The organism is Pseudomonas sp. C2.3V, from assembly GCF_058536325.1.
This window is the reverse complement of the sequence record NZ_JBZUBN010000001.1, coordinates 3,351,228-3,369,113: the sequence shown is the minus strand read 5'-3', so window position 1 is coordinate 3,369,113 and position 17,886 is coordinate 3,351,228. Positions and strand designations below refer to the sequence as shown.

24 protein-coding genes and 1 riboswitch are annotated in these 17,886 nt (G+C 57.1%); of the genes, 14 read left to right on the top strand and 10 right to left on the bottom strand.

Translation table 11 applies throughout. From position 1 onward, the window contains the following. Nucleotides 1–117 precede the first annotated feature (117 nt). Both AC4LF3_RS16115 and hemH read left to right on the top strand, forming a co-directional pair. Complete coding sequence (locus AC4LF3_RS16115; protein ID WP_286787890.1) at nt 118–1,026, top strand: TIGR01777 family oxidoreductase; 909 nt, start codon at nt 118–120, stop codon at nt 1,024–1,026. Beyond that, a complete protein-coding gene (gene hemH / locus AC4LF3_RS16110; protein WP_491835790.1) occupies nt 1,023–2,048 on the top strand; it encodes a ferrochelatase in 1,026 nt (341 codons plus the stop codon). The genes AC4LF3_RS16115 and hemH overlap by 4 nt, the downstream gene beginning before the upstream one ends. A gap of 45 nt (nt 2,049–2,093) precedes the next feature. On the opposite strand, the gene AC4LF3_RS16105 is transcribed toward hemH, so the two are convergent. Further along, nucleotides 2,094–3,359: a uracil-xanthine permease family protein gene (locus AC4LF3_RS16105; protein ID WP_026003818.1), complete on the bottom strand. Its 1,266-nt coding sequence runs from the start codon at nt 3,357–3,359 to the stop codon at nt 2,094–2,096. A gap of 2 nt (nt 3,360–3,361) precedes the next feature. Beyond that, nucleotides 3,362–4,000 (bottom strand): uracil phosphoribosyltransferase, encoded by a 639-nt coding sequence (gene upp, locus AC4LF3_RS16100; protein WP_010795605.1) that lies wholly within the window; start codon nt 3,998–4,000, stop codon nt 3,362–3,364. 175 nt (nt 4,001–4,175) lie between these two features. Between upp and AC4LF3_RS16095 the strand changes: the two genes are divergently transcribed. The 3 genes from AC4LF3_RS16095 to AC4LF3_RS16085 all read left to right on the top strand — a co-directional run bounded on the left by AC4LF3_RS16095 (nt 4,176) and on the right by AC4LF3_RS16085 (nt 5,589). Beyond that, the gene (locus AC4LF3_RS16095) at nt 4,176–4,733 is read left to right on the top strand and encodes a hypoxanthine-guanine phosphoribosyltransferase (protein WP_010795604.1); all 558 of its coding nucleotides are present in this window, start codon (nt 4,176–4,178) and stop codon (nt 4,731–4,733) included. Between the two features lies 1 nt (nt 4,734). Beyond that, a complete protein-coding gene (locus AC4LF3_RS16090) occupies nt 4,735–5,211 on the top strand; it encodes a WbuC family cupin fold metalloprotein (protein WP_010795603.1) in 477 nt (158 codons plus the stop codon). Between the two features lie 90 nt (nt 5,212–5,301). Continuing rightward, the gene (locus tag AC4LF3_RS16085) at nt 5,302–5,589 is read left to right on the top strand and encodes a PA4642 family protein (RefSeq protein WP_010795602.1); all 288 of its coding nucleotides are present in this window, start codon (nt 5,302–5,304) and stop codon (nt 5,587–5,589) included. A 47-nt stretch (nt 5,590–5,636) separates the two neighbouring features. Here AC4LF3_RS16085 and AC4LF3_RS16080 read toward each other — a convergent pair whose 3' ends face one another. After that, nucleotides 5,637–6,074, bottom strand: a complete 438-nt coding sequence (locus tag AC4LF3_RS16080) for an acetyltransferase (RefSeq protein ID WP_286787891.1) — start codon at nt 6,072–6,074, stop codon at nt 5,637–5,639. Between the two features lie 153 nt (nt 6,075–6,227). Between AC4LF3_RS16080 and AC4LF3_RS16075 the strand changes: the two genes are divergently transcribed. Continuing rightward, on the top strand, nt 6,228–6,812 hold the full coding sequence (locus AC4LF3_RS16075; protein ID WP_010795600.1) for a YajG family lipoprotein: 585 nt from the start codon (nt 6,228–6,230) through the stop codon (nt 6,810–6,812). A gap of 51 nt (nt 6,813–6,863) precedes the next feature. On the opposite strand, the gene AC4LF3_RS16070 is transcribed toward AC4LF3_RS16075, so the two are convergent. Further along, a complete protein-coding gene (locus tag AC4LF3_RS16070) occupies nt 6,864–8,030 on the bottom strand; it encodes a 1-acyl-sn-glycerol-3-phosphate acyltransferase (protein ID WP_010795599.1) in 1,167 nt (388 codons plus the stop codon). A 159-nt stretch (nt 8,031–8,189) separates the two neighbouring features. On the opposite strand from AC4LF3_RS16070, the gene AC4LF3_RS16065 reads away from it, so the two are divergent. The 4 genes from AC4LF3_RS16065 (at nt 8,190) to AC4LF3_RS16050 (ending at nt 10,256) form a co-directional block, all read left to right on the top strand. After that, on the top strand, nt 8,190–8,372 hold the full coding sequence (locus AC4LF3_RS16065) for a CPXCG motif-containing cysteine-rich protein (RefSeq protein WP_010795598.1): 183 nt from the start codon (nt 8,190–8,192) through the stop codon (nt 8,370–8,372). Continuing rightward, nucleotides 8,372–8,632 carry a putative signal transducing protein gene (locus tag AC4LF3_RS16060; RefSeq protein WP_491836314.1) on the top strand — a complete coding sequence of 87 codons (261 nt, stop codon included), beginning with the start codon at nt 8,372–8,374 and terminating at the stop codon, nt 8,630–8,632. Before AC4LF3_RS16065 ends, AC4LF3_RS16060 begins: the two co-directional genes overlap by 1 nt. A 67-nt stretch (nt 8,633–8,699) precedes the next feature. Beyond that, entirely contained in the window at nt 8,700–9,317 is a 618-nt protein-coding gene (locus AC4LF3_RS16055) for an SOS response-associated peptidase (protein WP_286787892.1), read from the top strand. A gap of 117 nt (nt 9,318–9,434) precedes the next feature. Then, complete coding sequence (locus AC4LF3_RS16050; RefSeq protein WP_219651138.1) at nt 9,435–10,256, top strand: M48 family metallopeptidase; 822 nt, start codon at nt 9,435–9,437, stop codon at nt 10,254–10,256. 72 nt (nt 10,257–10,328) lie between these two features. Here the strand turns inward: AC4LF3_RS16050 and AC4LF3_RS16045 are convergent, their stop codons facing one another. The 3 genes from AC4LF3_RS16045 to AC4LF3_RS16035 all read right to left on the bottom strand — a co-directional run bounded on the left by AC4LF3_RS16045 (nt 10,329) and on the right by AC4LF3_RS16035 (nt 13,142). Further along, on the bottom strand, nt 10,329–10,913 hold the full coding sequence (locus tag AC4LF3_RS16045; RefSeq protein ID WP_407362253.1) for a TMEM165/GDT1 family protein: 585 nt from the start codon (nt 10,911–10,913) through the stop codon (nt 10,329–10,331). A gap of 16 nt (nt 10,914–10,929) precedes the next feature. Next, a riboswitch (yybP-ykoY riboswitch) is annotated at nt 10,930–11,096 on the bottom strand. Nucleotides 11,097–11,152: 56 nt separating this feature from the next. Then, complete coding sequence (locus AC4LF3_RS16040) at nt 11,153–12,148, bottom strand: methyltransferase (RefSeq protein WP_491835784.1); 996 nt, start codon at nt 12,146–12,148, stop codon at nt 11,153–11,155. A gap of 28 nt (nt 12,149–12,176) precedes the next feature. After that, a complete protein-coding gene (locus AC4LF3_RS16035) occupies nt 12,177–13,142 on the bottom strand; it encodes a 2-hydroxyacid dehydrogenase (protein WP_491835782.1) in 966 nt (321 codons plus the stop codon). An 82-nt stretch (nt 13,143–13,224) separates the two neighbouring features. On the opposite strand from AC4LF3_RS16035, the gene AC4LF3_RS16030 reads away from it, so the two are divergent. Then, a complete protein-coding gene (locus AC4LF3_RS16030) occupies nt 13,225–13,809 on the top strand; it encodes an acyl carrier protein phosphodiesterase (RefSeq protein ID WP_312270372.1) in 585 nt (194 codons plus the stop codon). 63 nt (nt 13,810–13,872) lie between these two features. Continuing rightward, on the top strand, nt 13,873–14,658 hold the full coding sequence (locus AC4LF3_RS16025) for an oxygen-binding di-iron domain-containing protein (protein ID WP_491835780.1): 786 nt from the start codon (nt 13,873–13,875) through the stop codon (nt 14,656–14,658). On the opposite strand, the gene yihG is transcribed toward AC4LF3_RS16025, so the two are convergent. Then, nucleotides 14,640–15,569: a 1-acylglycerol-3-phosphate O-acyltransferase, YihG family gene (gene yihG, locus AC4LF3_RS16020; protein WP_010795589.1), complete on the bottom strand. Its 930-nt coding sequence runs from the start codon at nt 15,567–15,569 to the stop codon at nt 14,640–14,642. The two genes, AC4LF3_RS16025 and yihG, sit on opposite strands and share 19 nt — an antisense overlap. Nucleotides 15,570–15,678: 109 nt before the next feature. Beyond that, nucleotides 15,679–15,927 (bottom strand): DUF3565 domain-containing protein, encoded by a 249-nt coding sequence (locus AC4LF3_RS16015; protein WP_376750606.1) that lies wholly within the window; start codon nt 15,925–15,927, stop codon nt 15,679–15,681. A gap of 20 nt (nt 15,928–15,947) precedes the next feature. Here AC4LF3_RS16015 and AC4LF3_RS16010 point away from each other — a divergent pair, with 20 nt between their 5' ends. Beyond that, nucleotides 15,948–16,433: an FKBP-type peptidyl-prolyl cis-trans isomerase gene (locus AC4LF3_RS16010; protein WP_010795588.1), complete on the top strand. Its 486-nt coding sequence runs from the start codon at nt 15,948–15,950 to the stop codon at nt 16,431–16,433. 126 nt (nt 16,434–16,559) lie between these two features. Beyond that, a complete protein-coding gene (locus AC4LF3_RS16005) occupies nt 16,560–17,042 on the top strand; it encodes a glutathione peroxidase (RefSeq protein WP_010795587.1) in 483 nt (160 codons plus the stop codon). Nucleotides 17,043–17,070: 28 nt separating this feature from the next. On the opposite strand, the gene cysZ is transcribed toward AC4LF3_RS16005, so the two are convergent. Beyond that, the gene (gene cysZ / locus AC4LF3_RS16000) at nt 17,071–17,841 is read right to left on the bottom strand and encodes a sulfate transporter CysZ (protein WP_407362249.1); all 771 of its coding nucleotides are present in this window, start codon (nt 17,839–17,841) and stop codon (nt 17,071–17,073) included. Nucleotides 17,842–17,886: the final 45 nt, after the last annotated feature.

Here is a 17,886-nt window from a genome sequence, read left to right as displayed (position 1 = left end):
CTACGAGTACGACTGTGACAAAGCTGATCCAGTTGCACTATGACCTTAACAAACAAACCTGAAGAGGTCTTCAGCGCGACGCGTTAATGTGGCCCCAAATGAAGAAGGAACGACGACATGCATATAGTGCTGACCGGCGGTACAGGCTTGATCGGCCGGGCGTTGTGTCATGACTGGCTGACGAAAGGGCATAGCCTGACCGTGTTAAGCCGTTCGCCCGACAAAGTGGCCCGTGAGTGCGGCGCCTCGGTGCGTGCCATTGCCCGTCTGGACGAAATAAACGGCGAGCCGGTCGATGCGGTTATCAACCTGGCCGGCGCGCCTATAGCGGATAAGCCTTGGACGTCATCGCGCAAGGCTGAACTCTGGCGAAGCCGGATTGCGCTGTCCGAATCCCTGGTGGACTGGATGAGGGCGCAGCCAAAACCGCCCAGGGTGCTGCTTTCCGGATCTGCTGTCGGCTATTACGGTGATGGGGGAGAGAAGCCGCTCAAGGAGGATGATGCGGTCCCTGGTCATGACTTTGCCAGCGAGCTATGTGTAGCCTGGGAGCAGGTCGCTAATGAGGCAGAGGCTTTAGGTGTGCGTGTCGTCACGCTTCGGACAGGGCTGGTACTGGCCGCGGATGATGGCTTCATGCAGCGTCTTTTACCTATGTTTCGCCTGGGCCTGGGCGGGCGCTTGGGCAGCGGACGTCAATGGATGCCCTGGATTCATTTGAAAGATCAAATCGGGGCCATCGATTTTCTTCTGAACCAGGAGTCGGCCAGTGGCCCTTATAATCTGTGTTCACCACAACCGGTACGTAATGCCGATTTTGCACAGGCTCTAGGACGTGCACTGCATCGTCCCGCACGAATACCTGTTCCCGCCTTTGCCTTGCGCCTGATGGGAGAGATGTCGAGTCTGCTGCTGGGTGGGCAGAGAGCCTTGCCTCAGCGATTGCTGGATGCAGGTTATACCTTTCGCTTTACCGATTTGGACGCGGCACTGAACGACCTGCTGCGCGCTAAGGACTATTCATGACTGATCACGCATTATTGCTCGTCAACCTGGGCTCCCCGGCGTCGACGTCGGTACCTGATGTACGGCGCTATCTCAACCAGTTCCTGATGGACCCCTACGTAGTAGATCTGCCATGGCCCGCGCGTCGCCTGTTGGTCTCCCTGATCCTGGCCAAGCGGCCGGCGGCCTCGGCCCATGCTTATTCGTCCATCTGGTGGGAAGAGGGCTCTCCGCTGGTTGTGCTCAGCCGTCGCCTGCAGGATGCCATGCGCGCCAAATGGACCCATGGCCCGGTGGAGTTGGCGATGCGGTACGGCGAACCCTCCATTGAGTCGGTATTGACCCGGTTGGCGAAGCAGGGCGTTTCCGAAGTTACTTTTGCGCCGCTTTATCCTCAATTTGCCGACAGCACGGTCACTACCGCTGTGGAGCTGGCTCGCAAGGTCATTCTGGAGCAGCGGCTGAAATTGAAGATGCATGTGCTTCCGCCGTTTTATGACCAGCCTGAGTACCTGGAGGCGCTGGTTAAGAGCACCGAATCCTATCTCCAGCAGCCGTTCGATCATGTATTGATGAGTTTTCATGGTCTGCCTGAGCGGCATCTGCACAAGTCCGACCCAAGCGGTACACATTGCCTGAAGGGCGCTGACTGCTGCCAGAACGCCAAGGGTACGGTGTTGGAAAGTTGCTACCGTGCGCAATGTATCCGCACAGCGGAAGGGTTTGCCCGCGAGGCAGGCCTGAGGCCGGATCAGTGGTCCTTCTCGTTCCAGTCGCGCCTTGGCCGCGCCAAGTGGATCGAGCCTTACACCGAGGCACGCCTCGATGAGCTGGCTGTCCAGGGAGTGAAGCGTCTTCTGGTAATGTGTCCTGCGTTTGTCGCGGACTGTATCGAGACGCTGGAAGAAATCGGCATGCGCGGCAAGGAGCAGTTTGAAGAAGCCGGTGGTCAGGAGCTGGTACTGGTGCCGTGTCTGAATGATCATCCCGCGTGGGTTGATGCGCTCACCACCCTGTGTGAGCGGGTGCCCCGTGCGGTGTGAGTCTAGAATCTGAATATAAAAAGCCCCGCTCTAGCGGGGCTTTTTTTACAGAAGACTATCCGGCGGCGGTGCGTCCTTACGCCAGTGATTGTGTCCCGGTAACAGCAGGTTGAGCCCAATGGCTACAATGCCGCAAAGCGAAATGCCCTTCAGACCAACCTCGCCATTACCGATCACGATGCCGCCGATCCCAAAGACCAGGGTCACCGATACGATTACAAGGTTGCGTGCCTCGGACAGATCGACCTGATGACGAATCAGGGTATTGAGGCCGACCACGGCAATCGAACCGAACAGCAGGCAGAGGATGCCGCCCATGACCGGCACCGGAATGCTCTGCAAGGCGGCACCGAATTTACCGACGAAGGCGAGGGCAATGGCAAAGCCGGCCGCCCACAGCATGATCTTGGGGTTGTAATTCTTGGTCAGCATGACCGCGCCGGTTACTTCGGCGTAGGTCGTATTGGGCGGTCCGCCAAACAGGCCGGCCGATGAAGTGGCGATACCATCACCCAGCAAGGTACGGTGCAGGCCAGGTTTTTTCAGGTAGTTGTTGCCAGTGACGCCACCCACGGCAATAACGCCGCCCACATGTTCGATGGCTGGCGCCAAGGCGACCGGCACCATGAACAGGATCGCTCCCCAGTGGAATTCGGGGGCGACAAAATGGGGAACGGCCAGCCAGGGGGCTGCAGCAATCGCATCGGTATGCACCAGGCCAAACAGGAACGCAAGGGTGTAACCCACGATGATGCCTGCCAGGATCGGTACCAGCTTGAAAATGCCACGGCCGTAGATAGCCACAATCAGCGTGGTTATCAGCGCAGGCATGGAGACCAGCATGGCGGTGGCATACGGGACCAGCTGCGCACTGCCATCGCCAGCCTTGCCCATGGCCATATTGGCTGCCACCGGGGACATGCCAAGACCAATGGAAATGATGACTGGTGCAATCACGACCGGGGGCAGGAGCCGGTCGATGAAGCCAATCCCCTTGAGCTTAACGGCCAGGCCCAGGAAGGTATAAACGAAACCGGCCGCGACCACGCCACCCAGCACGGAAGGCAGACCGAACTCGGCCTTGGCCGCAATGATCGGAGCGATGAACGCAAAGCTTGACGCCAGGAAGACCGGCACTTGACGGCCTGTCACGAGGTGGAACAAGAGCGTGCCCAATCCGGCAGTAAAGAGCGCAACGTTTGGATCCATGCCGGTAATGAGTGGCATCAGGACCAATGCGCCAAAGGCGACAAACAGCATTTGTGCGCCAGACAAAATCTGTCGCCATAGCGGATCGTTATGAGACTGCACTATCAGGTGTCCTTTTGCTTGGTGCCGAAGATCTTGTCACCGGCATCACCAAGTCCAGGGAGGATGTAGCCATGCTCATCCAGACGCTGATCTACGGAGGCGGTATAGATGCTGACATCGGGGTGAGCCTTTTCGACCGCAGCAATGCCTTCCGGCGCAGCTACAAGGACCAATGCACGAATTTCTTTGGCGCCTGCTTTCTTGAGCATATCGATGGTGGCAATCATGGAGCCGCCCGTCGCCAGCATCGGGTCGATGATCATGGCCAGACGGCGATCGAGCTCGCCGACGAGCTTTTCCAGATAGGTATGGGCTTCAAGCGTTTCCTCGTTGCGCGCCAAGCCGATCACGCTCACCTTGGCGCTGGGAATGAGGCTGAGGACGCCGTCAAGCATGCCGATGCCGGCGCGCAGGATCGGTACGACTGTTACCTTCTTGCCAGAAATCTTCTCAACCGCTACGGTGCCACACCAGCCTTCGATGTCGACATTTTCGACAGGAAGATCCTTTGTAGCTTCATAGGTGAGCAGGGCGCTGACTTCTTGTGCCAATTCCCGAAAATTTTTGGTGCTAATATCGGCCCGCCGCATCAATCCAAGCTTGTGGCGGATCAGCGGATGTCGAATTTCATGGATGGGCATGGGAATGGTCTCCGGCGTACTGGCAAAATTACGCTAGATTAAATCATTAGGGTCCCTTTCGGGCAGATGTTTTGTCGCGATTGGCTTGCTCGCCGACGGTTAGCCCGGTAACTTTGCCGCCTTTTACCCAAGCCTGCCCCGCAGGCAGGTGTGTACCATGTCTGGAGAGTCCCCTATGTCCGCCGATCTCGATCATATCCGTAATGTCATGGCGGAGGCCGACTGCCTGTTCGACGAAAGCCAGGTAGAGGCAGCCATTGGCAAGGTGGCCGAGGCAATTACGGCTGATCTGGCTGACCGTAATCCTGTCATGTTCTGCGTGATGAATGGCGGTTTGATCTTTGCCGGCAAGCTGGCAACCAAGCTCAATTTTCCGCTGGAGATGTCCTATCTGCATGCGACCCGCTATCGCAATCAGACAACTGGCGGTGAATTGTTCTGGAAGGCCAAGCCGGAAATTTCCTTTATTGACCGTGATGTACTGATCGTCGACGACATTCTCGACGAAGGGCATACGCTCAATGCCATCATCGAATTCTGCAAGCATGCCGGTGCCAAGGCGGTGCATACGGCCGTACTGATCGATAAGGATCATGATCGCAAGGCCGTTCCTGGCCTGAAAGCTACTTATTCCGGGCTGTCCTGTATCGATCGTTACATTTTTGGCTACGGTATGGACTACAAGGGCTATTGGCGCAACGCACCCGGTATCTACGCGGTAAAAGGTCTCTGATATGCGGGGTCCGGCGTTCATCGATCAGGTACTGTTCGCCGGGCTTACCCAACAGGCGGCAGACAGTCCTCGCCTGCGCTACCACCATGGTTTTCATACCATGGATGAGCCCTGTCATCGCCTGTCAATCGGCATGCAGCCAGACACCTACATTGCGCCTCACCGGCATCTGGACCTGACCAAGGCCGAAACGCTGCTGGTGCTCAAGGGACGTATTGGTGTCCTGTTCTTTGATGAAGAGGGAGCGCTGACCGGACAGCGTCTGCTTGAAGCGGGTGGTGATTGTGTGGGGGTCGATTTTCCTCCAGGCCTCTATCATTCGCTGGTAGTGCTTGAGACTGATACTGTTATCTTCGAATGCAAGGCAGGCCCTTTCCGCGCCTTGCAGGATAACGAGTATGGTCCCTGGGCGCCGCGTGAGGGCGAGCCGGGAACCCAGGCCTATCGAGACTGGATGGCGGCCCGCTTCGAGTCCTGACCGCTCGGCTGAGCATGATTTTGGGCGTTGAGTGACGGGGTGGGGCGGAGTAATATGCGGCCCTCTCGTTTTCCGCACAGGTACTTTGCGATGCGTAAGGACAAAAAGCAGGTAATCGGCGAGGAAATCAGCGACGATAAGATCAAGCTGTTTCTCGCAGTCGAACCGGCCGATGATACGCCGCCTTCCCTGCATAAACTGGTAAAGGCATACCGTGGATTGAGAGCTGACGACTTTGAACGTTTCGTTGGTTTCTTCGTTGAAGCAGGTTATGACCTGGACGCTCGTGATGCAGAGGGTCAGGACTTCATCGATCTGATCCGTGCCCATCGCAAGGCTGAGCCGTACGTGGATGCGGTGCGTGGCGCTCACGCCTGATCACCTGTTCTGAAAAGCCCGCCTCCTTGATAAGGGCGCGGGCTTTTTCATGCCTTTTGCTTGAGATGCAGAATAGGGTAAGGCTTGCCGAGGCTATCTACGGCAGAGCGGCCTGTCACGGTGAACCCTTGTGCCAGGTAAAAGCCTTTGGCCCCATCGTTCTGCTCGTTGACGTCTACCGTTAGTCGGCCGTGCAGCCCGGCCGCATGGCGCAAGAGTCGCCTCCCATGTCCTTGACCATGCCGGGCTGGATCAACAAAAAGCATGTCTACGCTGGCCTGGGTAAGACCGATGAATCCTGCAGGTTGATCGTCATCGGACAAGCTGACCCACGTTTCCAGGCTGGGCAGGTAGCTGTCACGCACCAGCGGGCGGAAAAAGTCGATGTCGTCCTCAGGTAGAAAGTGATGGGTTGCCCTGACGGCCTGTTCCCAAATCTCGACCAGCAAGGGAATGTCTGTAGGCGTTGCGCGTCTTATGGACATGGTATGCCTCGTGTGTACGTGATGCATTTATTTGAGCACGTCGCCCTGCTGTTTGCAGCGTTTCGCTTGCGGCGGCTCATACAGTGCTGTCAGGCATTCACGGGCTGGGTATACTGCCTGCCATCAACGACCCACATGAAGATGGAGTAGAGCATGCGCAATCGCTTGTTGCTTGGTCTGATCGCTGTTGCCGGACTGGCTATTGCCGGCTGTGCCAGCAGTCCACAGCAATTGAGTCCGCAACCCAAATTGACAGCCCCAATCGCTGCGGTCGGGCACGGGCAGCCTGTTTCGGTACGTGTCGTGGACGGTCGCTCGTCATTCTCGCTGGGAACTCGGGGCGGTTTGTATCCCGAAACCAGTACCGTGTCGGTCCAGAGCAACGATGTCATTCCAAAACTTCAGGCTGAAGCGGAATCAGCGGTTCGTTTGCTGGGCTTCACGCCAACGCCCAATGCCTACAATGCTCCCCAGCTGACGCTGACCTTGGCAGAGCTGAAGTATCAGTCGCCCAAGGAGCTGTACGTTACCTCGGCCAATATTGGCGCAACCTTCAAGGTAGATGTACGTAACAGCATGCGTGGCTACAGCGGTCGCTATGGCGCCTCGCTGGAGCAGCGTTTCGGTATGGCACCCAATACGGCAACCAATACCAAGCTGGTAAGCGATGTGCTGAGCGATGCGCTGACCCGCGTCTTCAAGGACCAGACCATCGCCCAGGTTCTTAACGGGCAGTAAGCCTGTTATCTGAAAAAGCCCCGGCAACGGGGCTTTTTTGATTCAACCAACTTAATCCAGTGGTCGCCCTGCCAGGAGCCGATACTTGTTCAGTACAGGCTGGGCATATTGGCGGATCATCTGCAGGCGGTATTCGGCAGGGCAGTTATTGAGTCGCTCCTGCCACTTCTGCCGAGCTTCAGCCAGCTCGTCTGCTGGGAACAGGCTTTCTGCCGAGGGTACGGTCAGCGATTCGTCACGGCCGTCCCAGCGCTCATAGGCCAGGTGGTTGGCAGGGAAAAGTCGATAATTGGTCAGGATGCGGCGGTCCATTTCGGTTGCCAGCTGCTTGGCATCGCTGAATTCGCCGGTCAGCATCTCGCCAAACTCCACATGCACGCGTCCCTTGTAGCCCGTGATGCCCAAGGCGATGCTGACGTCATCCTCGCCAGGCGCCTTGGCATAGGTGCCGGTGGTTTCACGAATATAGAGTTCACGGGCCTTGGCCAGATCGCAGGGATCGTACTCATAGCTGATCGACACAGGCACGATGTGCAACGCCTTTACCATATCGGCAAAGGAGTCGTCCTTGCAGCCCATGTGAAACATCTTGAGGATGGCTGAATCGGTGCGGTCGTCTCCATCCTTGGCCCGGCCTTCGGCCTGGGCGATCCAGACGGACTGGCCATCCTGGCGAATGGAGTAATTGATATAAGCCGAAAGCGTCTGATACGCCGCAAGCTTTTCACGCCGTCCGGTGATGGAGCGGTGGACGATAAAGCTCTTGTTCAAGCGCATGAGGTCGCTGACGAAGGGCTTCTGCAAGAGGTTATCGCCAATGGCGATGCGCGGGGTTGGCAGCCCGGCATGATACACGGCGTAATTTACAAAAGCCGGGTCCATGACGATGTCACGGTGGTTAGCCATGAACAAGTAGGCACAGCCGCTACGTAGATTATCCAGGCCCGAATAAGTCACACCATCGGTGGCTTTCTCGATCGTACGATCGACATAAGGCTCCAGTTTGTCCTGAAGCATGCTGACGCTGGTGATACCGGACACTTCCTGACGCAGCCGATGGCGCAGCATAGGCTTTAACAGCCATCCAAACGGGCTGGACAGTTTGGGGAAACGGTAGCGGGTCAGGATGTCGATAAACTGCTCATCATTGATGAGTCGGGCCAAGACGGCAGGGACTTCTGTATCGTTGAAGGGTCGAATGGCTTCGAACTCGCCCATATCGTTCTCTTTTTAATAACAAGTGGCGACACGTGTCGCAAAGTGGCGGCCATAGTAGAGCGCGCAGCGAGAGATGCAAGCCGAATACGGCGTTAATGTCGCCCCTGGCGATTCCAATCATCGCAAAAACACGGTGCCGGAGCCTATTAGGAGCCCATTATGCTGGAAAGCCAACCGTATGAGTGTCCTTACTGCGGAGAACCTGCCGAGGCGGTGGTAGACCTGTCGGGTGGCGATCAGTCGTACTATGAGGATTGCCCCGTCTGTTGCAGACCTATCTTTTTTATCTTACACACAGAGGGTATGACATGGTCTCTCGAAAGTCGGCGAGAGGATGAATGATGCTCCGGATTTATGAGCCGCGAGATCTCCTGGAGGTAGAAATGCTGCTGGCCATGCTGGACAGTGAGGGTATTGACGCGCATTTGGCAGGGCGCCATTTGATAGGCGCCATTGGCGAGTTGCCTGCTATTGGGCTTCTGGGAATTGCCGTGCATGACGCAGATGCTCCGCGCGCCCGCGAGCTGATTGCCTATTACAACGCTGCTCAGCCATTGCCTTATGAGGACCCGGACAGCGGGCCGGCCGTGTTATTGTGCTGAAGCGGTAGTCGGCTTTGCCTGAAAAGGCGAACCGAATCGCTCTGTTTGTTTTCTTGCCTGGTTGTGTATGTCTGGACGCTACGCCTTGTTTCGCTGGCCTCCCGAGGTAACTCGGATGACCGGTTTTCCAGCGGACTATCAGCCGCGCTGGAACATCTCTCCCCATGCCCAGGTGCTATTCATGCGGCACCATGAGGGCGAGTGTCGTGTCGACAGTGGCCGTTGGGGCCTGACGCCCGCCTGGCTCACGGATCTCTCACGCACGCCCACCCATGCCCGGGCGGAAACGGTAGCGGATCAGCCTATGTTTCGCGAAGCATTTGTCCAGCGCCGCTGCCTGTTGCTGGCCAATGGGTTTTATGAATGGCGAGGGACTTCGCGCAAGCGGGCCTTCTGGATGATCAATGGCGAGCCGCTGGCTTTCTTTGCAGGCATCTGGGAGGCTTATCCGGTCATGGGGCAGGTCTATTTGAGTGTGGCCATGCTGACTCAGCCCGCCGGAGGACTCCGTCGCCCGCTGGTGCTGGCCGAGGCCGAACGGGACGCCTGGCTGTCGCCCACAACAGAGCCGCGCGTCCTGAATGAGATCCTGCTGAAGCCCTCAATGCCGCTACGTGAGAGAGTGCTTGCCGGTATTGTGAATGATCCCTCGGTAGACGGGCCGGAATGCCTGACGCCGCTTTAGGCGTTGGGCTGGCAATGCCGAACTGCTAGTCGTGTCACTCGTCGCTTGGTCGGTAGGAGTTGTCGAGACTGGCGGCGCGACCTACCATCTGCGCAGTCGCGCAATCAGGAGAGTGTCATGCGTCGTGTTTTACCCATCGTCGGTCTTTCGCTTTCAGTACTGCTCAGCGCATGTCAGGCGGTGAATACCACTAGCGGAAATGCTGTTGGGGTTGAGCGTAAGCAGTATATGTTCAGCATGTTGTCGGCTGATCAGGTCAACCAGATGTACTCGCAGTCGTACCAGAAGACAGTTACCGAGGCGAAAAACGCCGGCAAGCTGGCCAACGATACGGCTCAGGGCAAGCGAGTACAGGCAATAGCCAAGCAGTTGATTGCTCATACGTCTGCGCTGCGGGCGGATGCAGCTAACTGGGATTGGCAGGTCAACGTGCTCCAGAATGATGAAGTGAATGCCAACTGCGGCCCGGGTGGAAAAATCTTTGTTTATACCGGCCTGCTTGATCAACTGAAGCCTACGGACGATGAGCTGGCCGCTGTGATCGGGCATGAGATTGCCCATGCACTGCGTGAACACAGCCGCGAGCAGATGTCCCGCGCCTATGCCATCGAGATGGGTCAGAATATCGGCGGGGCGCTGCTGGGTATTGGTCAGGGTGGTATGCAGGTGGCGGATCAGGTTACCCAGGTTAGTCTGACTTTGCCGTTCAGCCGTTCCAACGAGAACGAGGCAGATCTCATCGGGCTCGAACTGGCCGCGCGCTCGGGCTATAACCCCAATGCCGCCGTGACGCTCTGGCAGAAGATGGCCAGGCTGAGTAATGGTAACCAGTCACCAGAGATACTCAGCACCCACCCGTCCGATGACAAGCGGATGAGCAATCTGGAGGCTGCCATTCCCAAGGTCATGCCGTTCTATGAGGCCAGCCGTAAGTCGTGACAGGTCGGCTATCGAGAACCAGAAGCCCCGGCTGCTGATAGCCGGGGCTTTTTTATGCTCAGAAAGGAATAATTAGAACATACCGCTTAGCTCAAGCGCGTGATAAGCCGCCGCGAGAGCCAGAATGCCGAATGCTGTAGCGGCAAGTCGGCGGATCAACACCAATGGCAACCGGTCAGCGGCAAAGTTTCCTGCGAGTACAACGGGTACGTTGGCCACAAGCATGCCCAGTGTCGTGCCCATGACGACCAGAATGAAATGAGGGTATTGGGCCGCCAGCATCACCGTGGCGACTTGTGTCTTGTCTCCCATTTCCGCCAGGAAGAACGCCACCAGCGTTGTCAGGAAAGGTCCATAGCTCTTTTTAAGGCCTGATGCCTCATCTTCGTCCAGCTTGTCCGGGATCAGCGTCCAGAGGGCGACGGCTACAAATGAAATCGCCAGAATCCAACTCAGGGCCGTCTCGCTGAAGAAGCGGCTGACCCAGCTGCCAACGGCGCCGGCAACAAAGTGGTTGGCCAGCGTCGAAGCCACCATTCCCATGATGATAGGCCAGGGCTTACGAAATCGGGCAGCCAGCAGCAGAGCAAGCAGCTGAGTCTTGTCACCTATTTCTGCAAGGGCGACGACCAGCGTAGGGACTAACAGGGATTCCATCAGGTTTCCAAAAGGGGCGGGCATTAATTAGACAAATGACATGCATGCCTTCCCACCCCGGGTAAAGGCTGCATGTCATAGGTCTTGTCAAACCCGCAGGTCGCGAACGCCATGGTCGAGGACCAAGTATGTTGACGGACGCCTGGCGCTGATGGCCAGAGACTACTCCCCTAGGACGGCGCGCATTCTGCCCAAACATCCAGGCAGGTGCAATTCAAAAGAGCGATACGCTGTCTCTATCAGCGGCGGAAGGCCTGGTAGATACGAAAGCCGTCACGCTCTGCTAACACCTTGCAGGGCCCCAGATATTGCTCGATCAGCGGGGGATACCTGAGAAAGCTGTTGGCAACAATGCGCAGCTCGCCGCCTGGGCGCAGGTGATGGACGGCTTCGCGTAGCAGGGTCTCGCTGGCTTGATAATGAGTGTGTACGCCCTGGTGAAACGGCGGGTTGCTGATAATGGCGGCCAGCCCAATGGGTGCCGCAGCGATACCGTCGCCAGCCAATACGGTGCCGTTCAGCCTGTTGGCAGCCAAGGTCAGGCGGCTACTCTCTACCGCAAACGCATCCACGTCGAGCATATGAAGGTCATTGTGGGGATAGCGCTGTTTGAGCGATGCACCTACTACACCTGCGCCGCATCCGAAATCCAGCAGCGCACCAGCAGGTAGATTATCGAGGTGTTCGAGCAGAAGGGCGCTCCCCTTGTCGAGCCGCCCGTGGCTGAACACACCTGGCAGGCTGACTACATGAAGCATTGAACCGGCAACATCCAGCTCGAAGCGCTCGGCCCGCTCATGCAGCATGACGGGGGCTGCCTCGGGATGTGAGACCTTCCACAACTGACAGTGCCGAGCATTGTCCAGCTTGCTGGCGGCGCCCAGCAGAGCCAGCTGTTTGGCAGCCCGCTCGATTCCACCCCGCTTTTCGCCTACCACATACAGTGCCCCTTGAGGGACCATGGCCGCCAAGACGCTGAGCAGGTAATCCGTCAGCTCTCTGGACTTGGGCAGGAACAGTACGGCGGTATCGTATGGCTGAGCAGGTGTAGAGGTTCCGAAGTCGACTCTCCCGGGAAAGCGAGCCTGGAAATAGGCCTCATCGCCTGCATGCCAGGTCCAGCCATGTGCCTCCGGGAGGCGGCTCAATAGATCATCTGCAGGTAATCCTGCCAGCAAGGTTCGGCCTTGAAAATGCTCGGGCTGACGGAGCAGGACTTCGCTGCGTGGATCCATGGGCGTCCTCGGTAAAAAAGCGCGAAGCTTAGCAGACCGTGCGAGTCGGCGCGTCCGCAAAAAAGGCGGTTGCGTTATCGGTCAGCTGACCGATGATCCGCTGGCGAGCCTCCCGGCTTCCCCATGCATTATGAGGCGTCACGATAAGCCTGGGAATGTCGTGGGCGAGCAGGGTATTTCCGTCTTTTGGCGGCTCCTGGGTGAGGACGTCCGTGGCGGCGCCTCCCAGATGACCGCTCCGCAGGCAGTCGGCCAATGCCTGTTCGTTCACGATACCGCCTCGAGCCGTATTGATCAGAAAAGCGGTGGGCTTCATGGCAGCCAGTTGCGGAGCATCGATCAGGTTGCGCGTGGCGTCGGTAAGGGGGCAATGCAGGCTCAACGCGTCTACCTGGGGCAGTAGCGCTTCCAGCGGTATGTAGCCTTCGCGCACTGGCCGTCCAGGCAACTGACCCAGCAGGATACGCATGCCAAATGCTTCCGCCAGGCGAGCAACTGCACCGCCAAGCTCACCGTGACCCAGGATGCCAAGCGTCTTGCCTTCCAACTCCATGATGGGATAGTCGAGCAGGCAAAACTGCTTGGCTTCCTGCCAACGTCCAGCCTGAACATCGCGCTGATAATCCGACAGTCGCGTGGCCAGGGCCAGCAGGAGCGCGAGCGTGTGTTGTGCAACGGAAGGCGTGCCGTACCCCTGACAATTGCAGACGGTTATCCCATGTTGGCGTGCTGCGTCCAGATCCACATTATTGGTGCCGGTGGCGCTGACCAGTACCAGCTTGAGCGATGGGCATGCAGAAAGGCAGTCAGCGGTCAGGCTGACCTTGTTCACGATAGCCACCTCCACGGCCTGCAGGCGCTCGATAATCTCGTCGGGCGCGGTGGCCGGGTAGACGTAGAATTCGCTGAAGACTGCCTTCAACGGAGCTGGATCCAGATCTCCCAGGTCCAATGAGGCATAATCCAGAAAGGCGGCACGACGGGCTAGGCTCATAGGGTGTCCTTATGATTATTGGCCGGAACTGCCAGCCTAGCAGAAGCCCCTGGCGCAGGGGCAAGGTAGTAAGCTGACAGGCATGAATTATCTCGCTCATCTTCATCTTGGCGGTTCAGATCGTGAACAGCTGCTGGGAAGTCTTTACGGTGACTTCGTCAAAGGTCCTCTCGATAATCGCTGGCCCTTGGCTATCGAACAGGCTATCCGCCTGCATCGCCGTATTGATGCCTTTACCGACAGCCATCCCTTGATCGATCGTGCCCGTGCACGCTTTCCCGAGGCGCGCCGGCGCGTCAGCGGTATCCTGGTCGATGTCTTTTTCGATCACTGCCTCAGCCGGCATTGGGCTGCTTACGCCGACCAGCCATTAGAAGCTTTTATTGCGCGGTTCTATCGTATTCTGCTGTCGGAGCCTGATTTGCCGCCACGCCTGGCGAGGATCGCGCCGCGTATGGCAGCTCAGGACTGGCTAGGCAGTTATCAGGAATTCAGAATCATCGAACAGGTCATCAATGGTATGGCGAGTCGACTGTCCCGGCCTGCACTCTTTGAGGGCGCCTTTGCGGAAGTAGAAGCACGTTATGCGCTGCTTGAGCAGGACTTCTTTGACTTTTATCCTGAACTGCTAGCGTTCGTTCGTCAGGCGCAGCGGGATCGCTATTGATTCAGGTCAACATGCACAACGGCTTGTGCGCATAGAGTCACCGCGCTATTACGCGAGGTCCCTATGCGCCGCGATCCCATTGTGCTGTTTGATAACGGCTCCCATAAATGTTTGTGCTTCGATAGCCTGGTTACAGGAGACGGAGTGCAATCCAACCAGTTTCTCATCATCGATCATGATGAATACCTGCTGTTCGATCCCGGCGGTGATCTGACCTATACGCCGCTGTCGCTGGAGCTGTCCAGGCATATTCCGCTGCAGGATCTGACCTATATCTTTGCATCGCACCAGGATCCCGACATTATCGCGGCGCTGGACAAATGGCTGCTGCATACGCGGGCTCAGGTCATCTGCTCGAAGCTGTGGGCACGCTTTCTGCCTCATTTGACGGCCGGTTATCTGTCCATTAGTCACAACCTGTCGGTCTTTGAGCGAATCATACCCTTGCCTGATCGGGGCCAATCTTTCCGGCTGGGCCGATGCACCCTCATGGCCGTTCCCGCCCACTTTCTGCATTCAGTCGGTAATTTCCAGCTATACGATCCTGTCAGTCGAATTCTCTTTTCGGGCGATATGGGTGCCTCACTCGTGGATGACGCGGCACCGGTCGAGAATTTCGAGGCTCACATGCCCAGCATGGAGTGCTTTCATCGACGCTACATGGCCTGCAACAAAGCCTGCCGGCTATGGGCAGGCATGGTCAGGGAAATGAATGTTGCCATGATCGTGCCTCAGCACGGGCGGCCCTTTGCGTCGCAGCCCGTGATCAAGGCGTTTCTGGACTGGATCGAAACCCTGGAGTGCGGGATCGACCTAATGACGCAGGAAGACTATCGCTTGCCTGCATGAAGGTAATGCTTGGGCGGATACTCCTGATGTAGCCGCTCCAGCAGTTCATCCTTGGCTGTCCAAAGCTGGTTAACCCAGGCCTGAAAGGCTGCGCGGTATTCGCTGTCCAGGTCGTAGCTCTTGCCCAGAAAGGCTGCGGGGATGGCAATCTCTTCGACACGCACGACAATGGCTGCAATCCGGCCGGAGAGCAGATCCCAAAGGCTCGGCGTTCCGTTGGGATAGTGGATGGTAACGTTGACCAGCGAATGCAGCTGCTCTCCCATCGCATCCAGCACAAAGGCGATACCGCCCGCACGCGGGCTCAACAAGTGGCGATACGGCGCGCGCTGGGCGTCATGTTTGGCCTGGGTGAAACGGGTTCCTTCCAGAAAATTGAAGATTCCCACCGCCGTATCGCGAAAGCGCGCGCAGGCCCGACGCGTAGTCTCAAGGTCCTTGCCACGCTTTTCGGGATGGCGGGCCAGATACGCTTTCGAATAGCGCTTCATGAAGGGAAAGTCGAGTGCCCACCAGCACAATCCAATGACAGGCACCCAGATAAGCTCTTGTTTGAGGAAGAACTTGAGCGGACGGATATGGCGATTCATCAGGTACTGGAGCGCAAAGATATCAACCCAACTCTGATGGTTACTGGTCACCAGATAGGAGTGTTTGTAATCGAGGCTGGCGAGCCCGCGGACATCCCAGTGGATGCGACCCGTCAGGCGAATCCAGAGATGATTGCCACTGATCCAGGCCTCGTGGATGGCATTCATGAGGCGTCTGGACAGCCGTTGTGCAGTCGGGAAGGGCAGGCACAACTTGAGTAGCGTTACGGCAAACAGCGGCCAGCACCAGAACAGGGTGTTGGCCGCCAGGAGCAGGCCGCCCACAAGACCACGGACCAGGCTAGGTAGATAATGAAGCATCAAGCGTTCCCAACAGCAAAAAGGCGGCAAATCATAAAACAAGCCAGCGTCGGGAGACATGCTTCATAAGCGCTCACGGCAGGATTAAACCGGATTGGCCTCATGCCATTCAGCTTTTGGCGCACCAGCCGCATGGAAATGATTGTCCGATATGCTTCAAGCGCTGCGCCTCGTCGGTTACCCAGGTACGGGTTTGCCAGGGCGGGTCGTGGCGGAGGTGCTGGCTGTGTCCACAATTCAATAAAACTACCCAATGACCCTCTTCATCCTGATAAAAATCCAGAATGACACTCGTCTGCTTTGATGGCGGTGGGTCGCAATCGGGGCGATTGCCGCGTACACTTGACCTTTCATTCATCTTATTCAAAGGTTTTTACCATGCAGATTGCGGCCAATAAAGCGGTCTCCATCGACTATACCCTGACCAACGACGCCGGTGAGGTTATCGACAGTTCCGCTGGCGGCGCCCCGCTGGTATACCTGCACGGTGCAGGCAACATCATTCCGGGCCTTGAGCGTTCGCTCGAAGGCAAGCAGGCTGGCGATGAACTCAACGTTGCCGTCGAGCCTGAAGATGCGTATGGCGAGTACAGCCCTGAGCTGGTCGCTACCCTGAACCGCAGCATGTTCGAAGGTGTGGACGAGCTGGAAGTGGGCATGCAGTTCCACGCTTCCGGTCCAGACGGCGGCATGCAGATCGTTACCGTGCGCGACATCGATGGCGATGACGTGACCGTTGACGGCAACCACCCGCTGGCTGGCCAGCGCCTGAACTTCAAGGTCAAGGTTGTGAACGTGCGTGATGCCTCTTCTGAAGAAGTCGCTCACGGTCACGTACACGGTGAAGGTGGTCATCAGCACTAAAACGCGACGGAAATCCTGGTGTGGCGGGAACGAACCCACACTAGAATGTCCAAGCGAGAGCGTCCGAAAGGGAACAGCCCGGTCGGACGCTTTTTTTACGCCTACTGTATTCACAAGGAGCACATCATGAGTGCGTTCCACGATCTCACCTTGCAAGGGCTGGATGGGAAGGATCTCCCCCTGGCACCTTACAAAGGCAAGGTGGTGTTGGTGGTTAATGTGGCATCCAAATGCGGATTGACCCCGCAATATGCGGGCCTGGAATCGCTGTATCAGACCTACCGCGACCGCGGGTTGGTTATCCTGGGCATTCCATGCAATCAATTCGCAGGCCAGGAGCCTGGAAGCGATGCGGATATTCAACAATTCTGTAGTACGAACTATGGCGTGTCGTTTCCCCTGTCGAGCAAGATCGAGGTAAACGGCCCGACACGTCATACCCTGTACCGGCAGTTGGCTGGTGAAGGTGCGGAGTTTCCCGGAGAGATCACCTGGAATTTCGAGAAATTCCTGGTAGGTCCCGATGGCCGGGTTCTGGCTCGTTTCAGCCCACGAACTGCGCCGGATGATCCCAATCTGGTTCAGGCCATCGAGAAAGCGCTTCCCTAGCGCAAAGGCAGCGGGGCGAGCCGCGCAGTTACCGAGGCTCCCCCGCTGCAGGCAATGCCTTTGCGCCACCCTCTCTGACCCAGAACAGCGTCGCGCCGGCCACTGCTGCAGGCATGAACAGCACGTTCACGACCGGGACCAAAAGGGCCAGGTACGTAATTCCGCCAAATCCCAGGCAGCGTGTCCGCTTGCTACGTAACCAGGCCAGCATTTCGGTAAAGCCCAGCTTGTGGTTGTCCGCTGGATAGTCGATGTACTGCACCGCCATCATCCAGACGCCAAACAGCAGCCAAAGCGGTGGAGCAATCAGATTAAGTCCTGGAATGAACGAGAGCACCAATAACCCCAGTGCGCGGGGCAGGTAGTACCGCAGTTTTTTGAATTCCCGCACCATGGTTCGGGGAATCATGGCAACTAACTCTCCCGTGCTGAACGGCGGGAAGTCGTCCTGGCCACGTACCACGACCTCAACCTTCTCAGAGAGAAAGCCATTGAAAGGCGCTGCAATGATGTTAGCCACCATGGTGAACGTGAAATAGATTATGAACAGGACGAGTACGAAGAAAAAAACGTACAGCAACGGTACCAGTACATAATCCAGAAAGCTTAAGTATGAAGGAATGGAGGGCATCAGATGATGCACCCAGCCATTGAACTTGCTTAGCGCAAAGCTGATCGTTGCGATGAACAGGATGAGATTGATCGACAGGGGCAGCACGACAAAGCGACGCAGGCCAGGCCGCAGGATCAGTTTCAGGCCTTCACTGAAATACAAAAGGCCGGATAAAGGCTTGCTCATTCAAAACTCCGGTAGCGAGTAAGAGCGCAATAATGAAGCCTTATT

Bases quoted from the DNA above. Each gene is read 5' to 3' on its own strand.
- AC4LF3_RS16115 (WP_286787890.1), top strand. From the start codon at position 118: ATGCATATAGTGCTGACCGGCGGTACAGGCTTGATCGGCCGGGCGTTG.
- hemH (WP_491835790.1), top strand. From the start codon at position 1,023: ATGACTGATCACGCATTATTGCTCGTCAACCTGGGCTCCCCGGCGTCG.
- upp (WP_010795605.1), bottom strand. From the start codon at position 4,000: ATGCCCATCCATGAAATTCGACATCCGCTGATCCGCCACAAGCTTGGA.
- AC4LF3_RS16095 (WP_010795604.1), top strand. From the start codon at position 4,176: ATGTCCGCCGATCTCGATCATATCCGTAATGTCATGGCGGAGGCCGAC.
- AC4LF3_RS16090 (WP_010795603.1), top strand. From the start codon at position 4,735: ATGCGGGGTCCGGCGTTCATCGATCAGGTACTGTTCGCCGGGCTTACC.
- AC4LF3_RS16085 (WP_010795602.1), top strand. From the start codon at position 5,302: ATGCGTAAGGACAAAAAGCAGGTAATCGGCGAGGAAATCAGCGACGAT.
- AC4LF3_RS16080 (WP_286787891.1), bottom strand. From the start codon at position 6,074: ATGTCCATAAGACGCGCAACGCCTACAGACATTCCCTTGCTGGTCGAG.
- AC4LF3_RS16075 (WP_010795600.1), top strand. From the start codon at position 6,228: ATGCGCAATCGCTTGTTGCTTGGTCTGATCGCTGTTGCCGGACTGGCT.
- AC4LF3_RS16070 (WP_010795599.1), bottom strand. From the start codon at position 8,030: ATGGGCGAGTTCGAAGCCATTCGACCCTTCAACGATACAGAAGTCCCT.
- AC4LF3_RS16065 (WP_010795598.1), top strand. From the start codon at position 8,190: ATGCTGGAAAGCCAACCGTATGAGTGTCCTTACTGCGGAGAACCTGCC.
- AC4LF3_RS16060 (WP_491836314.1), top strand. From the start codon at position 8,372: ATGCTCCGGATTTATGAGCCGCGAGATCTCCTGGAGGTAGAAATGCTG.
- AC4LF3_RS16055 (WP_286787892.1), top strand. From the start codon at position 8,700: ATGTCTGGACGCTACGCCTTGTTTCGCTGGCCTCCCGAGGTAACTCGG.
- AC4LF3_RS16050 (WP_219651138.1), top strand. From the start codon at position 9,435: ATGCGTCGTGTTTTACCCATCGTCGGTCTTTCGCTTTCAGTACTGCTC.
- AC4LF3_RS16045 (WP_407362253.1), bottom strand. From the start codon at position 10,913: ATGGAATCCCTGTTAGTCCCTACGCTGGTCGTCGCCCTTGCAGAAATA.
- AC4LF3_RS16040 (WP_491835784.1), bottom strand. From the start codon at position 12,148: ATGGATCCACGCAGCGAAGTCCTGCTCCGTCAGCCCGAGCATTTTCAA.
- AC4LF3_RS16035 (WP_491835782.1), bottom strand. From the start codon at position 13,142: ATGAGCCTAGCCCGTCGTGCCGCCTTTCTGGATTATGCCTCATTGGAC.
- AC4LF3_RS16030 (WP_312270372.1), top strand. From the start codon at position 13,225: ATGAATTATCTCGCTCATCTTCATCTTGGCGGTTCAGATCGTGAACAG.
- AC4LF3_RS16025 (WP_491835780.1), top strand. From the start codon at position 13,873: ATGCGCCGCGATCCCATTGTGCTGTTTGATAACGGCTCCCATAAATGT.
- yihG (WP_010795589.1), bottom strand. From the start codon at position 15,569: ATGCTTCATTATCTACCTAGCCTGGTCCGTGGTCTTGTGGGCGGCCTG.
- AC4LF3_RS16015 (WP_376750606.1), bottom strand. From the start codon at position 15,927: ATGAATGAAAGGTCAAGTGTACGCGGCAATCGCCCCGATTGCGACCCA.
- AC4LF3_RS16010 (WP_010795588.1), top strand. From the start codon at position 15,948: ATGCAGATTGCGGCCAATAAAGCGGTCTCCATCGACTATACCCTGACC.
- AC4LF3_RS16005 (WP_010795587.1), top strand. From the start codon at position 16,560: ATGAGTGCGTTCCACGATCTCACCTTGCAAGGGCTGGATGGGAAGGAT.
- cysZ (WP_407362249.1), bottom strand. From the start codon at position 17,841: ATGAGCAAGCCTTTATCCGGCCTTTTGTATTTCAGTGAAGGCCTGAAA.